At 62.5% G+C, this 16064-nt stretch carries 11 protein-coding genes; 6 read left to right on the top strand and 5 right to left on the bottom strand.

Annotated features, from left to right (window positions below):
- Positions 1–37: 37 nt before the first annotated feature.
- On the top strand, positions 38–1609 hold the full coding sequence (locus IVB07_RS12740) for an IS66 family transposase (RefSeq protein WP_247384585.1): 1572 nt from the start codon (positions 38–40) through the stop codon (positions 1607–1609).
- A 918-nt stretch (positions 1610–2527) separates the two neighbouring features.
- Here IVB07_RS12740 and IVB07_RS12745 read toward each other — a convergent pair.
- Together IVB07_RS12745 and IVB07_RS12750 are read right to left on the bottom strand one after the other, a co-directional pair.
- A complete protein-coding gene (locus IVB07_RS12745; RefSeq protein ID WP_247403405.1) occupies positions 2528–2956 on the bottom strand; it encodes a heme-binding protein in 429 nt (142 codons plus the stop codon).
- Positions 2949–5960 carry an FAD-binding and (Fe-S)-binding domain-containing protein gene (locus tag IVB07_RS12750; protein ID WP_247403402.1) on the bottom strand — a complete coding sequence of 1004 codons (3012 nt, stop codon included), beginning with the start codon at positions 5958–5960 and terminating at the stop codon, positions 2949–2951. The genes IVB07_RS12745 and IVB07_RS12750 overlap by 8 nt, the downstream gene beginning before the upstream one ends.
- A gap of 241 nt (positions 5961–6201) precedes the next feature.
- Between IVB07_RS12750 and IVB07_RS12755 the strand changes: the two genes are divergently transcribed.
- From IVB07_RS12755 to IVB07_RS12775, 5 genes are all read left to right on the top strand, one after another.
- Positions 6202–7401 (top strand): aminotransferase class V-fold PLP-dependent enzyme, encoded by a 1200-nt coding sequence (locus IVB07_RS12755; protein ID WP_247403399.1) that lies wholly within the window; start codon positions 6202–6204, stop codon positions 7399–7401.
- A 27-nt stretch (positions 7402–7428) separates the two neighbouring features.
- Entirely contained in the window at positions 7429–8226 is a 798-nt protein-coding gene (locus tag IVB07_RS12760) for an enoyl-CoA hydratase/isomerase family protein (protein WP_027519069.1), read from the top strand.
- Between the two features lie 140 nt (positions 8227–8366).
- A complete protein-coding gene (locus tag IVB07_RS12765) occupies positions 8367–9353 on the top strand; it encodes a tripartite tricarboxylate transporter substrate-binding protein (protein ID WP_247403396.1) in 987 nt (328 codons plus the stop codon).
- Between the two features lie 227 nt (positions 9354–9580).
- The gene (locus IVB07_RS12770) at positions 9581–10123 is read left to right on the top strand and encodes a tripartite tricarboxylate transporter TctB family protein (protein WP_247403393.1); all 543 of its coding nucleotides are present in this window, start codon (positions 9581–9583) and stop codon (positions 10121–10123) included.
- A gap of 12 nt (positions 10124–10135) precedes the next feature.
- A complete protein-coding gene (locus IVB07_RS12775) occupies positions 10136–11635 on the top strand; it encodes a tripartite tricarboxylate transporter permease (protein ID WP_247403391.1) in 1500 nt (499 codons plus the stop codon).
- 47 nt (positions 11636–11682) lie between these two features.
- Here the strand turns inward: IVB07_RS12775 and IVB07_RS12780 are convergent, their stop codons facing one another.
- The 3 genes from IVB07_RS12780 to IVB07_RS12790 all read right to left on the bottom strand — a co-directional run bounded on the left by IVB07_RS12780 (position 11683) and on the right by IVB07_RS12790 (position 16043).
- A complete protein-coding gene (locus IVB07_RS12780) occupies positions 11683–12171 on the bottom strand; it encodes a hypothetical protein (protein ID WP_247403388.1) in 489 nt (162 codons plus the stop codon).
- A 2147-nt stretch (positions 12172–14318) separates the two neighbouring features.
- Positions 14319–15512 (bottom strand): CoA transferase, encoded by a 1194-nt coding sequence (locus IVB07_RS12785; RefSeq protein ID WP_247403385.1) that lies wholly within the window; start codon positions 15510–15512, stop codon positions 14319–14321.
- A 135-nt stretch (positions 15513–15647) separates the two neighbouring features.
- Positions 15648–16043, bottom strand: a complete 396-nt coding sequence (locus tag IVB07_RS12790; RefSeq protein WP_345946359.1) for a hypothetical protein — start codon at positions 16041–16043, stop codon at positions 15648–15650.
- Positions 16044–16064 lie beyond the last annotated feature (21 nt).

Below are 16064 nucleotides of genomic sequence, written 5' to 3' on the forward strand. Positions count from 1 at the left end.
GGTTGACGCGTCGGTACGGTTCAGATTCAAGAATCCGATGAATCGAACCGGCGAACCGAGTGTCGAAGCGCTGTTGGCGCGCATTGCTGCGCTGCAGGTGGAGAATCGTCAGCTCACGGAGCGCGTCGTCAGGCTCGAGGAAGAACTGGCGCTGGCACGCCTGCATCGTTTTGCGCCGCGCAGCGAAAAGCACGTCGACCGTCTGTTCAATGAAGCCGAGCAGGCCGCCGACGAGGATGATGCCGGCAGCGAAACGGACAATATCGCCGAACTTCCGGACACGGGCTTGCCACCCGTCGAAAGCACAACGGGAAAGAAGCGCGGCCGCAGACCGCTGCCGGCGAACCTGCCGCGTGAGCGGGTCGAGTATGACCTGCCCGACGATCAGAAGGCGTGTCCTTGCTGCCGTGGCCAGATGCATCGCATGGGCGAGACTGTCACCGAGCAACTTCATATCGAGGTGAAGGCGAAGGTTTTACAGAATGTGCGCTTCAAATATGGGTGCCGCCATTGCGATCGCACCGGGATCAATGCCCCTGTCGTGACCGCGCCGATGCCGACGCAGCCCTTGCCGGGCAGCGTTGCCACGGCCTCAACGCTGGCGTTCGCGCTGGTTCACAAATATGTCGATGGCACGCCGCTCTACCGTCTGGCGCAGGCCTTCGAACGCGCAGGTGTTCCTGTCAGCCGCGGCGCTTTGGGTCACTGGGTGATCGGCTCGAGCGAGAAGCATCTGCATCGCATCTCAGACGCCCTGAAGCTGCGGCTCAGACTGCAACCTCTCATCCATGGCGACGAGACGACGGTTCAGGTCCTGAAGGAGAAGGACAAAAAAGCCACCAGCACATCGTACATGTGGGCTTATCGCAGCGGCCAGGGCAGTCACGAGCCCATCGTTCTTCTGGATTATCAGCCGGGCCGCGGCCAGATCCACCCGCAGGCCTTCCTCGGCGATTACCGTGGCATCGTGATGAGTGACGGCTATACCGCATGGCGCACGCTGGAAGGGACCACCCACATTGGATGCATGGCCCACTCCCGACGGCGCTTTGTCGATGCCCTCAAGGCGAGGAAGAAGGGCGGCGGCCCGCCAGAGCAGGCGCTGCGGTTCTTCGAACAGCTTTACCGGGTTGAAAGGCAGGCGCGGGACGAAAAACCAGACAGAGGCGAAACGCCAGATCAATGCATTCGCCGCTTCCGCCAGCAACACAGCATTCCCGTCCTGAACGCCCTCAAGGAATGGCTCGATCAAATCGCCCCGAAGGTCTTGCCCGACAGCAAGCTTGGCGATGCCGTATCCTACACTCTGAACCAATGGTCATATCTGACGCGCTACACGCAAGACGGCAGGATGCCGATCGACAACAATCTCCTGGAGCGCGATATCAGAATCTTTGCCACTGGCAGAAAGAGCTGGCTGTTCAGCGACACCGTCGAGGGAGCCAGGGCCAGTGCCGTCGTCTACAGTCTGATGCTGACCTGCCGCGCCTCACGCGTCGAGCCGTTAGCCTGGTTGCGCCACGTGCTCACCGAATTGCCTCAGCGCGCCGACGACGCCGATATCACCGACCTGCTGCCCTTCAACTTCCCCAAAACCGCCGCTGCCTGAACGGGTCAGATGCCGCCCTCGATACGAAGGCCATCCGTCAAAAGCGCGGGCGTCATCGTGCGGAGAAAATCGCGCTTACGAACGAATCGGAGCCCTGTTAAACCGGGATGTCGATCGGAACGGGAATTGGCAGGCCGATGCTGGTGCGGATGGGCGTGTAAATGTTCACATCGGGATTAAGAGCCCGAAGCGTGACAATGAGCGCATACCGGCTTTTGCGATTGCAGATCTCCAGCGAAGCCCGCTGGCGCCACCATCCGTTGACGGGCTTTACGCAAAGCGTATCGCGATCGAGTGCTTCCGGCGTGAATTTCGCGGAGAGCACGATCGAGGTAAGTGTTTGAATTAGCTGGTGCTGCCAGACAGGATTGAACTGTCGACCTCTCCATTACCAATGGAGTGCTTTAAACGTTCTGTATGACCCAACCGTCGAAACGCGCCGGGGGCTGACGACCGATTGACCACCGAAACATCGTGGACAAACAGCGATAAAGGTGGTCAATCGCAGGCGAACTCCATTGTTTTTGTTGATCTTCTCGCCTGCTACTTTCGTTCGGTACGCAGGTCGCGCGCGCGATTTACAATTCGCCTGTAAGCGATTGATCTATATAGGCACTTAAAGCGATTGTTTTACAAGTAAGTAGCTGTTTGCACTCGTAAAAGATGAGACTCTTAATCAGCGGGTCCGTCGGAATCGTGAATTTTGTCGACGCACCGCGTGCGTACACCGCGTAAGAACGGCGGTTTCTGGCGGGCTATCAAGGCGCGATGTGGGGAGTTAAGCTGCCCTCCGTAAGGGAACGGCGCCTCACAGTAGTGGGTTTAGCCATGTAGCGGGACTCGAACCCCGACAAGCCATCTTACGAGGCGCACTCCATAACTTGTCAAGCGCAGGAGCTCTGGGTGCGTGGACGATCACTACGCCGCGTTGGCCTTCAACCCCGCTGCCTGGATGCCGGCCACCGCGCACGCCTCGTCATTGTCGGAGGTGTCGCCGGAGACGCCTACGGCGCCTAGCAGCGTGGCGCAGTCCATGATCAGCACGCCGCCGGGGACCGGCACCAGCGCGCCCTTGGCCATGGTGTTCACGGCGTCGATGAAATACGCCTGCTCCTGCGCGCGCTGGAAGAGTGCGCGCGAGCCCATGCCGAGCGCGAGCGCGCCATAGGCCTTGCCGTGCGCGATCTCCGCGCGCATCAGGCTGGTGCCGTCCTGCGCCGCGGCGATCTTGAGCACCCCTCGGGCGTCGAGGATGGTGACGACCAGCGGCTTCAGCTTCAGCTCCGTGGATTTCGCGAAGGCGGCGTCGAGAATCTTGCGGGCGGTGTCGAGGGTGAGGTCAGCCATGGCTGGTTTCCTTTGCAATGAGAGGGATTGTGGATTGGGTCTCGGCACGATCGAGGCTCATCGCCAGCACGCGCGCGACGTGAAGCGCCTCGCGTTGGGCGCCGTCGTGGATCTGGTGCCGGCAGGAGGTGCCGTCGGCAACGACGAGCGTATTCTGGTCCGCGCGCCGCATGGCGGGTAGCAGCGAGAGCTCGGCCATCTCGATCGAGGCATCGTAGGTGTCCGCGCCATAACCGAAGGCGCCGGCCATGCCGCAGCAGCTCGACTCGATGGTCTCGACCTCAAGGCGAGGGATGAGGCGCAGCACCTGCTCGACCGGCTTAAAGGCGCCAAACGATTTTTGATGGCAATGGCCGTGCACCAGGGCTTTGTCGGCAACGGCGCCGAGCGGCAGTTGCAGCCGGCCGGCCTCGGCCTCGCGCACCAGGAATTCCTCGAAGGTCAGCGCGTGGGCGCCGACGGCCTTGGCGTCGTTGTCCTGGCGCAGCGAGGTGAGCTCGTCGCGCAGGGTCAAAAGGCAGCTCGGCTCGAGCCCGACGATCGGGACGCCGCGCGCGGCAAAGGGCGCGAAGGCGGCGACAAGACGATCGAGCTCGACTTTGGCTTCGTCGACGAGACCGGCGGACAGGAAGGTCCGGCCGCAGCATAGCGGACGGCCACCGCTTGCGGGTTTCGGCAGATGCACGCGATAGCCGCCAGCCGCGAGCACGCGCAGCGCGGCCTCGAGATTCTCGCGCTCATAGACGCGGTTGAACGTGTCGGCGAACAGCACGACCTCGCGGCCGGTTTCCGGCCCGACCGCTTCGGCCGGCGGCACGAAGATGTCGCTGCGGAAGGCGGGGAGCGCGCGGCGGGCGCTGATGCCGGCAAAGCGCTCGAACAGCTTTCGCAGAAGCGGGCTGCGGTTGCGCAAATTCGCCAGCGGCGCGAAGTGCGACGCGAGGCCGGCATAGCGCGGGAGGTAGCCGACCAGCCGATCGCGCAAGGTCAGGCCATGCGAGGCTGCGCGCGCCGCGAGCACCTCGATCTTCATCTTGGCCATGTCGACGCCGGTTGGGCATTCGTGGCGGCAGGCCTTGCAGGACACGCAAAGCTTTAACGTCTCCATCATCTCGTCGGAGGAGAGCGCGCCCGCGCCAAGCTGGCCCGAGATCGCGAGCCGCAGCGTGTTGGCGCGGCCTCGCGTCACGTCCTTCTCGTTGCGCGTCGCGCGGTATGACGGACACATCACGCCGCCCTCGAGCTTGCGGCAGGCGCCGTTGTTGTTGCACATCTCGACCGCGCCTTGGAAACCGCCGCCGGCCCCGGGATAAGCGGACCAGTCGAGTTTTGTCTTGAGCTCAGCGACGCGATAGTCCGGTTTGAAGCGAAAAAGGGATCGATCGTCCATCCTGGGGGCGTCGACGATCTTGCCAGGATTGAGCACGCCCTCGGGATCGAAGCGCTGCTTCACCTCGCGGAAGTCGGCGACGAGGCGCTCGCCGAACATCGTTTCGTGGAATTCGGAGCGCACCAGGCCATCGCCGTGCTCGCCGGAATGCGAGCCCTTGTATTCGCGCACCAGTTCGAAGGCTTCCTCGGCGATGGCCCGCATCGCCTTGACGTCCTTCTCCAGCTTCAAATTCAGCACGGGCCGCACGTGCAGGCAGCCTTCGGAGGCATGAGCATACATGGTGCCGCTGGTGCCGTGCTTCGCAAACACCTCGCTCAGTCGCGCGGTGTAGTCGGCGAGATGCGGCAACGGCACGGCGCAGTCCTCGACGAAGGAGACCGGCTTGCCCTCCTGCTTCATCGACATCATGACGTTGAGACCGGCGGCGCGGAAATCGGCGATCCCGCTCTGGAGCGCGGGCTCGGTGATTTCCACCACGCCGCCCCGTTTGCGCTTGTCGTTGTTCCAGCCGAAGCCGAGATCGCCCATCAGCTCGCCGAGCTGCTTCAAGCGTACGAGGTTGTCCGCCTGATCCTCCTCGGCGAACTCGACCACGAGCACCGCATCCGGATCACCCTTGATCGCCGCGGAGATGATGGGCCGGAACATCGTAATGTCGCGGCCGAGTGCGAGCATGGTGCGGTCAACCAGCTCGACCGCGATCGGCTTCAACTTGACCAGATGCTGGGCCGCGTCCATCGCCTCGTAAAAACTGCCGAAATGGCAGATGCCAAGCGCCTTGTTGCGGATGATGGGCCACAGCTTCAGCTCGACCTTGGTGGTGAAAGCGAGAGTGCCCTCGGAGCCGACGAGAAGGTGGGCCATGTTGTTGCGGGCATTGCGCGGCACCAGCGCATCGAGATTGTAGCCGCCGACACGGCGCTGCACTTTTGGAAAGCGCGCGGCGATCTCCCCGGCCTCGCGGGCGCCGAGATCGAGCATGTCGCGGAACAGGGCGCGCGCGCTTTCGTTCGCACCGAGATCGGAGAGATCGCGCGACACCTCGCCGTAACGGTTCAATGTGCCATCGGCGAGCGCGGCCTCCATCGACAGCGTGTTGTCGCGCATGGTGCCGTAGCGCAGCGAACGGCCGCCGCAGGAATTATTGCCGGCCATGCCGCCGATGGTGGCGCGCGAGGCCGTGGAGACGTCCACCGGAAACCAGAGGCCGTGCTTCTTCAGCTGGCGGTTGAGGTCGTCGAGCACGATGCCCGGTTCGACCACGCAGGTGCGCCCTTCGACGTCGAGCGACAGGATCCGATTCAGATGTTTTGAAAGATCGACCACGAGACCGTCATTGACGGTCTGGCCGCATTGCGAGGTGCCGCCGCCGCGCGGGGTCATCTTCAGTCCCTCGTCGCGCGCGATCGCCAGTGCCTTGAGGGCCTCGTCCATGGTGCGCGGCACCACCACGCCAGCGGGCACGATCTGGTAGAAGGAAGCGTCCGTGGCGTAGCGGCCCCGGCTGAAAGGGTCGAACAGGACGTCGCCGGTCACTTCCCGGGCCAGACGTGCCGCGATGCCGTCCTTTTTCGCCGATTCCTGTGATTTCCCGGGCACTTCCGCCGCCATGGTCCGCTCTTGCCTGTTCGCCGCCCCGTCTTGCCTCCGGTTACGGCCCTTGGCAAGGCGAGCCCTGCTTCTTGTGCATTGACGGACCACGCCCGGCGAGGGACAAGCCCGGCGAATAGTGATATTCGAGCGGCTCGCAGCCCCCTTGAGGCCAAAGGGCTCGAAGTCAGGCTGGGTTCAAAGCCAAGACAGACTCAAGAGACAGACGCTAAGACTGACTCAATGACCGGGAAGGACGCCGATGACCGTGCATACTGGAAGGCATTTTCTCCAGATTCCAGGACCGACCAACGTGCCCGACCGGGTGCTGCGGGCGATGGACATGCCGACGCTGGACCATCGCGGTCCGGAGTTCGCCGAGCTCGGTTTCGCCGTCCTCGCGGGCATGCAGCGGGTGTTCCGCACCAAGCAGCCCGTGATCATCTTCCCCTCGTCCGGAACCGGCGCCTGGGAAGCTGCGATGGTCAACGTGCTTGCGCCCGGCGACAAGGTGTTGATGTGCGAGACCGGCCAGTTCGCCGTGCTGTGGCGCGGCATCGCCGACAAGTTCAAGCTCGACGTCGACTTCATCCCGAGCGACTGGCGCCATGGCGCCGATCTCGCCGAGATCGAGAAGCGCCTTGCGGCCGACAAGCAGCACACCATCAAGGCGGTCTGCGTCGTCCACAACGAGACCTCGACCGGCTGCGTGACGCCGCCGCTGGAGGTGCGCAAGCTGCTCGACGGGGTCAAGCATCCCGCGCTGCTGATGGTCGACACCATCTCCGGCCTCGGCTCGATGGAGTACGAGCACGATGCCTGGGGCATCGACGTCTCGGTCGCCGGCTCGCAGAAGGGCCTGATGCTGCCGCCGGGCCTCGGCTTCAACGCCGTCTCGGAGAAGGCGCTCGCGGTGGCCAAGGCCAACCCCGGCATGCGCTCCTATTGGGATTGGCAGGAGGTTATCGGCTTCAACAAGCTCGGCACCTTCCCCTATACGCCGGCCACCAATTTGCTCTACGGCCTGCGCGAGGCGATCGAGATGCTGGAAGAGGAGGGGCTCGAGAACGTCTGGACCCGCCACAAGCGCCACAGCGCGGCGACCCGTGCCGCCATCAAGGTCTGGGGCCTGGAGACGCAGTGCGCCGATCCTGCCGCGCATTCGCCGGCGCTGACCGGCGTGCGCGTGCCTGATGGCCACGATGCCGACGCCTTCCGCAAGGTGGTGCTGGAAAACTTCGACATGTCGCTCGGCACCGGCCTGAACAAGATTAAGGGCAAGGTGTTCCGCATCGGCCATATCGGCCATTTCAACGATCTGATGCTGATGGGCACGCTAGCCGGCGTCGAGATGGGCCTCGATCTTGCAAAGATCCCGCACCGGAGCGGCGGCGTGTTGGCGGCCATGGACGTCCTGAAGGGACGCGACGCGGTGCCGAAGGCCAAAGCCCAGGTGGCCTGAGCCAACTTCGAGAAAAGAGAGCGCGCGATGAACGCACCGACGACCGCCAACGAAGACCTGCTCTACTCCGTCACGGACGGCATCGCGCGGATCACCTTCAATCGCCCGCAGGCGCGCAACGCACTGACCTTCGCCATGTACGAGCGCATGGCGGAGATATGCCAGGAGATCAACGCCGACCGCTCGATCAAGGCATTGATCCTGACTGGCGCCGGCGACAAGGCGTTTGCCTCCGGCACCGACATTTCTCAATTCCGCGCCTTCAAAACCGCGCAGGATGCGCTCGACTATGAGGCCCGCATCGACCGCGTGCTCGGCACGCTCGAGCAGTGCCGCGTGCCCGTGATTGCGGCGATCGCGGGGGCCTGCACCGGCGGCGGCGCGGGAATTGCGGCGTGCTGCGACCTCCGCATCGGGACTGAAACGACGCGCATCGGGTTTCCGATCGCGCGCACGCTCGGCAACTGCCTGTCGATGTCGAACATCAGCCGCGTCGTCTCGCTGGTCGGCCCCGCCCGCACCAAGGATCTGATCTTCAAGGCGCGCCTCGTCGAGGCACCGGAAGCACTGGCCCTCGGCCTCCTCAACGAGATCGTCCCTGATGTTGAGACGCTGCAGCGCCGCGCCGACGAGACCGCCAGGCTCGTGGCGAGTCACGCCCCGCTGACGCTTGAAGCCACCAAAGAGGCAGTGCGCCGCATCCGCCGCACGCTGTCGCGCGAAGAGGGCGAGGATCTGATCCTCAAGGCCTATATGAGCGAAGATTTCCGCGAGGGAATGGACGCCTTCCTCAATAAGCGCACGCCGAACTGGAAGGGCAAGTAGCGCATCTGCGGCTTGGCTTCGTCAGCCGAAAGTCATAGGCGGCCCGATGCTCGCGTGCTTGAACTCGCCGGCATTAGTCCGCACAATGCGCCGATAAATTCCTGGCAAACAAAGCCAACAATAACCAGGGGACGAAACTCGTGCGAATTCTAGTGAAAGCTGTTGGCGTTGCAGCCGCGCTATCGTTGAGCGCGCCGGCCTTTGCCGGCTGGGAGCCGAGCAAGCCGGTCGAGATCGTGGTCGCGGCGGGCGCGGGCGGCGCCTCCGACCAGATGGCGCGGATGATGCAGGCCGCCATCCAGAAGAACAATCTGATGAAGCAGCCGATTGTGGTCTCGCTCAAGGGCGGGGCTTCCGGCGCGGAAGCACTGATGTACATGAAATCCAGCGAGGGCGACCCCAACAAGGTGCTGATCGCCTATTCGCTGATCTACATGCTGCCGCTATCGGCGAAGATCCCGTTCAATTGGCGTGAGTTGACCCCGGTTTCGGTGATCGCGCTCGACCAGTTCGTGCTGTGGGACAACAGCGCGGGTCCCAAGACGGTGAAAGAGTTCGTCGCCGCCGCGAAGGCGGCAGCCGCACCGTTCAAGATGGGCGGCACCGGCTCCAAGCGCGAGGATCACGTGCTGACCGTCTTCCTCGAGCAGAAGACCGGCGCGAAATTCTCCTATCTGCCCTACAAGTCCGGCGGCGAAGCCGCGACCCAGCTCGTCGGCAACCACACCGAATCCAACGTCAACAATCCATCCGAAAATCTCGAAGTCTGGCGCGCGGGCCAGGTGCGTCCGCTCTGCGTGTTCGACAAGGAGCGAATCTCCTACACCAGCAAAGTGACGGAGACGCAGTCCTGGGCCGACATCCCGACCTGCAAGGAGGAGGGCGTCGATGTGCAGTATCTAATGCTGCGCGCGATGTTCCTGCCCGGCAAGGTCATGGCAGAACAGCAGGCGTTCTATGTCGAGCTGTTCCACAAGGTGACGCAGACCTCCGAATACAAGGACTACATGGAAAAGCAGGCGCTGAAGCCGATCTTCCTCACCGGCAAGGACATGGTGCAATTCCTCGAGGAGGACGATGCCGTCAACAAGTCGCTGATGACGGAAGCCGGATTCGTCGCGAAGTAGCCGGTCTTCACCTCGCCCCGCTTGCGGGGAGAGCATAGGCCGCCTAGGCGGCCGTTCTTAAGGGACGCCGAAGCGAAGCTTCGGCTACGTTGCATCGAAGATGCAATCCGGGTGAGGAGGACTCTCCGCGAGTCCAACTCTCGCTGTCCCCGCCGTGACTCCCTCTCACCCTAACCCTCTCCCCGCAAGCGGCGGAGAGGGGGAACGCAGTTTGCACCTGACGGCTCATGCCCCAAACCGATCTTGAAATCGTCGTTGACGATCCGACCGCGCCCGAAGACGATTCGCCTTCCGTCGTCTCCTCCGGCACAATCGAGATATTCGTCTGTCTCCTGTTGCTCGCGCTGGCCGCCACGCTCGGCTACGACAATTGGCGCACCGGCGCGTCCTGGGATTCGACCGGACCCGAGCCCGGCTATTTTCCGTTCTATCTCTCCGTCATTCTCGGTGGTGCCAGCCTGTACGGCTTGGTCGTGGCGCTGGTCGCGCACCGGGGCGCACCCGAAACCTTCGTCACGCGCGCGCAGGCCCGCCGCGTGATGGCGGTGTTCGTCCCGACGCTGCTGTTCTGCCTGGCGACGCAGTTCCTCGGCCTCTATGTCGCGAGCTTCCTGCTGATCGCCAGCTTCATGCGCCTCGTCGGCAAGATCGCGCTGTGGAAGTCGCTGCTCACCGCTGTCGTATTCACGGCGATCATGTTCGTTACCTTCGACGTCGCCTTCGACGTCATCATGCCGAAAGGGCCGCTCGAAGCGGCCTTCGGCCACTAAGGCGAGCCCGCGATGGAAGCTTTCGGTCTGTTGCTTCACGGCTTCGCCGTCCTGCTGACGTGGAAGACTCTCGTGCTGATGATGATCGGGCTGGTGCTCGGCATCTTCGTCGGCGTCTTGCCCGGACTCGGCGGACCCAACGGCGTCGCGATCCTGCTGCCGCTCACCTTCACGATGGATCCGACCTCGGCGATCGTGATGCTGTCCTGCATCTATTGGGGCGCGCTGTTCGGCGGCGCGATCACCTCGATCCTGTTCAACATCCCCGGCGAAGCCTGGTCGGTCGCGACCACTTTCGACGGCTATCCGATGGCGCAGCAGGGCAGGGCGGCGGAGGCGCTGACGGCGGCGTTCACGTCCTCTTTCATCGGCTCGCTGGTCGCTGTGCTCCTGATCACCTTCCTCGCCCCGATGATCTCGTCCTTTGCCTTGAAGTTCGGCCCGCCCGAGTTCTTCGCGGTGTATCTGCTGACCTTTTGCTCCTTCGTCGGGCTGGGGCGCGAGGCCAAGCACAAGACGGTCATCTCGATGTCGCTGGGGCTGTTGCTCGCCGGCATCGGCATGGACACGGTGTCCGGCAATTTGCGCATGACCTTCGGCTCGTCCGAGCTGCTCCGCGGCATCAACTTCCTCGTCGCCGTCATCGGCCTGTTCGGCATCAGCGAGATCCTGCTGACGATGGAGGAGCGCCTGGCGCTACGCGGACACGCGGCGAGCATTTCGTTGCGCGTCGTGCTGAGTGTGTGGAAGGACCTGCCGAAATACTGGGTGACGCTGCTGCGCTCCTCCTTCATCGGCTGCTGGCTCGGCATTACCCCGGGCGGCGCGATCGCGGCCTCCTTCATGGGCTACAACCTGGCAAAGCGTTTCTCCAAGGATCCCGAGAGCTTCGGCAAGGGCCGCATCGAGGGCGTGTTCGCGCCGGAGACGGCGGCGCATGCCTCCGGCACCGCGGCGCTGCTGCCGATGCTGGCGCTCGGCATTCCCGGCTCCGGTACCGCCGCGATCCTGCTCGGCGGTTTGATGGTGTGGGGGCTCAATCCGGGACCGCTGCTGTTCGTCGAGCACAAGGATTTCGTCTGGGGCCTGATCGCCTCGATGTATCTCGGCAATGTCGTCGGCCTTGTGCTGGTACTGACAACGGTGCCGATCTTCGCCTCGATCCTGCGCGTGCCGTTCGCCGCGGTGGCGCCGATGATCGTGGTGTCATGCGCGATCGGCGCCTATGCGATCCAGAACGCGATGTTCGACATCTGGCTGATGCTGGGCTTTGGCGTCGTCGGCTACGTCTTCAAGAAGATCGGCATTCCGCTCGCGCCGTTCACGCTGGCGCTCGTGCTCGGCAACCGCGCCGAGGATGCCTTCCGCCTGTCGATGATCGGCGCGGGCGGCGACCTCAAGGTGTTCTGGTCGAACGGCCTGGTCGGCTCGATCACGACTTTGGCGATCGTGCTGCTGTTTTGGCCTGTGATCGATCGTCTCCTTAAACATCTAAAATCGAGTAGGCGCTAGAAAACCGCATGAAAGTCCGAAGAAGTTCACGCTGCTGGTCTTCTCGCTTATTGCTTTGCGACCAACGCGGTTGCCGCGATAAGTGCGGCGAAGGCGGCCTGGGACACGATACCAATCTGCCAGTTCAGCCTACGTTTAGTGTGTATCCAGACATGGAACCGTTGAAGCGTCACTAGCGGTTCTCGCTTGTAGAGGCTATGCATGAACTGGAGCGGGTCGGGCAGCATGCCGGCGGCCGCTCCCAGCGCGATCATCCAAATCGGCGCCCTTGGGTAGAAGAGAAGGATCCCCAGGGCGAATCCAGTCGATGCATCGGTCGCAATCGTGAGCAGGTCCATCCACAATCGACTATCTGCCTTCAACAGTCGGTTATCGGCATTCTTGCGAACTGAGATTGCTTGAAGGGGATAGTCCCAATGTGGAATTGCATCGATCACAAAATGGCTCGCAAATCCTGCGACAGCGACCACGATTGGATGGGAGGGCAACATATAAGCGATGGCGCCGCCAACAATCGCGTGTGTACTTAGAATCATACCGGACCGTGCCGCTCGAGCATCCGCCCCCTACAAAAGCACGGCCTCACCCATAAGCACAAGGCCGTCCCCAGGGTGCGTCCCCCAGACAGCGGGTATCGCCCATGCCGCTATTAAGCGTAACTTGGTTTTGTTCTTATTCGCGGGTCACAACGGTGAACTCGCGACCTTTAACGAGGAGCCGGTCAGTAAACGCAGGCTGAACGAGCGTCTTCCGTTTGCTGACCACCTTGTTCCAAGACGACTCGCGCCGGGTACCGGACTGTGCGCGAGCGCGTTCACTCGGCGAACTGAGACGAACGTGCTTGCGCGTGCATTTCATCTCGCTTTCTTCGCTCAGTTCAAATTCTCGCGGCCCTGAGAGCTACAATTTCTTCTTGTTCAAAGCCGAATTCGGCGAGCCGTTCGCCAGTCTGCTCGCCGGATTCTCGGCGGCCGAGCCACCATCCTGTTCAGCGGGCGCGACACCCTGACGGGCTGACCGACCAAGCTGATGTCTGATCCTCATTGTTCGGCACTTCCTGCGCGATGCTTGTTGACATGATTGAGACCCAGCAATCGAGCCTATGAGAGTAGCCTGAGACGGTATCCGCTCAGGTTTCTAACGAAGCCTGAGCGGAATGATGCCTTTACATCGCCAGGGGAGTGACGAGGCTCGTTCCGCTATGGCCAAGTTGGCCCGCGCTGGTGAGTCCCTTGTTATTCAATGACAACTTCGCTGATGAGTATATCCTTTGTGCGGCGGAACTTGATTCGTCATGCTTGAAACCATTCTCTTGTTGCTGACAGTCGGGGCTATTGCTCTCGTGCTGGTCGCATTTTGGGGATTGCACAGGCATATTTGATTGCGGTGTTGGTCGGGCCGCCGCACGCGTCACATGAAAGCTGAGACTCAGAGCCTCAGACAGTCCCAGCTTTTCTCTATTGCGATCTCGATCTTGGTAACATGGCCTGCTCCCGAATCGGTGGCCGAGCCACCATTCTGCTCTGGGCGGCTTGACACAATGCCGGCCAACCATGGGTCTCAGGCTGGAACCAGGTTCGATCGGGCTGATGCGCTTCTCTTCGTGGGTTCTGGGAGAAGCCGCTCGACGCCCTGTGCACGCTTATGCTAGTTTAGGTCGATCGACTTACTGGTGCTTGGGATGTTGGATGCTCCATTTCGATCGAGCGGTTTGCTGACCTCCATAAAGATAATGGGAGGCGCCGTTGCGCTTGCGACAGGTTTTCTTGTTTCCTCCTGCGTGAGCTCTGACGAAATCTCATCGAAATCAACACCGGCAACAGGTGCTCCTTGGGCCCGAGATTTGAATGAGCCGCCGCCTAGCAGAGCGCCAGCACGTAGACCTGACTAGGCCTTGCAGGCAACAGCCAGGGCGTCACGTATGCTCGCCTATGCGGTAAGTCCGGGCGCAATCCAGGCGGACCGGCAGAGGCGCCCCTCAGCCGCGCAGACCCTGGCTCCGGAGCACGCAAAATGAACGGGATGCATTTACTGTGTTTAGCGCTATGCTGTTAAATGGGCGTTCGACAAGTTTACGATCTTACAAGTAATCGCTTCGGTACTTTTCCGAGCAAGTTGCCGACAATGGATCACCGGTAGACCGAGCAGGCAATGAGAGTAGATCGTTTTCACCTTTTAGCTGTCGGAGGTCTGTTTGGGCTTATCGACCAATGGAAAGCCATGCGTCTGCCGCTTGTATGTCCAAGCTGTTTCGAGCGAGCCTTAGAAGCGACTTTGACGCAGGGACAACGGCTGATCATCGAGAAGATCCTCCATTGCCAGGCGTGCGGTACAACCCATGATATCGCGGGATGGCGACTAGCGGCGGACTATCAGAAGAGGGGCGATAGCCTCCCCTTTCTGGCTAAAAATTAAACCCTCGCTAGTGAGGTGCGAATTGCGGCGGCGAAGTTCACGGATCGACGGTGGTGCCGAGCACTGGCCATCCTCTCGCCTTTAGACCCTTGCTGGCCAAACGTCGATTTCGCTACGTAATTGGATATGCTCACCAACAGGCTGAGTCTCACGTACCGCGCTTACACCATTTCCCCATGCCAATGGGCTAAGAGCTTCGTTCGTTTCTCCGCGAATAGCCTCTCGCCGATGCAACTGCGCTGGAAAGCGTAGTTCAAAGCGAGCGCTCTTAGATGACCCGGGCTTCTTTTAGGTTTGCGATCTCGTCCGCGCCGAACCCGAACTCCTTCAGCACTTCCTCGGTCTGCTCCCCGAATTCCGGGGGCCGCGCCACCATCCTGCTCGGCGTCCGCGAGAGCGTCACGGGCTGGCCGACCAGGCGGATCTCGCGACCCTCGTCATTCGGCACCTCCTGCGCGATGGCGAGATGCTTGACCTGCTCGTCTTCGAACATCTGGTCGATGGCGTAGATCGGCCCGCAGGGCACCCCGGCCTCGTTGAGCTCACGGACCCAGGCCTCGGTGGACTTCGTCAAGGTACGCTTCTCGATCTCGGCATTCAGCGCGTCGCGGTTCTTCGAGCGGGCCGGCGCAGTCAGATAGTCGGGATGGCTGTAGAGTTCCGGCGCGCCGATTGCCTGCGCGCAGCGCTCCCAGATCCGGCCGCCCGTGGTGGCGATGTTGATGTAGCCGTCCGAGGTCTTAAACACGCCGGTCGGAATGCTGGTCGGGTGGTTGTTGCCGGCCTGCTTTGCCACTTCCTTCTCCATCAGCCAGCGTGCGGCCTGGAAGTCGAGCATGAAGATCTGGGCCTGCAGCAGCGAGGTCTGCACCCACTGGCCCTTGCCCGAGACCTCGCGTTCCAGCAGCGCGGTGAGGATGCCCATGGCACAGAACAGGCCGGCGGTCAGGTCGGCGACCGGAATGCCGACCCGCATCGGGCCTTCGCCCGGCGCGCCGGTGATCGACATCAGCCCGCCCATGCCCTGCGCGATCTGATCGAAGCCCGGCCGCTTGTGATAAGGCCCGTCCTGGCCGAAGCCGGAGATGCTGCCATAGACGATCCGCGGGTTGATCTCGCGCAGGCTCTCATAGTCGATGCCGAGCTTCTTCTTCACGTCGGGCCGGAAATTTTCGACCACGACGTCGGCCTTGGCGGCCAGGCGCTTGAACACGGCAAGCCCGCGCTCGTCCTTCAGGTTTAGCGTCATGGCCCGCTTGTTGCGGTGCAAATTCTGGAAGTCGGAACCTCGCCGGGGGCCGCCCGGCTGCTCGCCGCCGGAATCCTCGGTGAGCGCGTCGATCTTGACGACATTGGCGCCCCAGTCCGCCAGTTGCCGCACGCACGTCGGCCCGGACCGGACGCGGGTCAGATCCAGTACGGTGAAGCGTGAGAGGGCTTCCGAGGCACGCGGAAAGGGCATCTTGATGGGCTCCGGGACTGATTGCGGACCTACCATAATGCCGAACGACCATGCAGCAAGACATCACGCGGCAGGTCAGGGCCGCGCGGATGCCGCCTGTCGAAATGCAATACCTGAAGGGGCGCCCGCGAGGGATCAGCGCGCCAGCTGTTTCAGCTCGGCGCGCGCCCGCTCGGCCAGGGGGTCATCGCCGTGGCGCGCAATGAATAGCTCGAGCGCCTCCCGCGTTCCCTTGCGGCGGGCGGATTCGTACTCCTCCGCGACCGCAGCAGAGGGAGCGCGGGCCATTGGAACGGAGGGGTCACGCCCCTCTGGCCCGCCTTGCTTGCCGCTCTCATCCGCGTTGGCTTTCCCGACCATGATAGGCAGTCCTCCGAAGGGTAGATGGCCCGGCCCGGCGAGCGCCACCAAGACGCCGAACAGACCGGCCGAGAGTGAACGTAGCTTCATGATTTCGCCCGCAACGCGCAGGTAGCCGGAACCGGCATCCTTGTCCTGGTCCGTATGAATACGGGATTTGATGGCTAACACGGCCTTATGGAAGGAGTCCGG

The organism is Bradyrhizobium sp. 172 (assembly GCF_023101065.1).
Lineage (GTDB): Bacteria > Pseudomonadota > Alphaproteobacteria > Rhizobiales > Xanthobacteraceae > Bradyrhizobium > Bradyrhizobium canariense_D.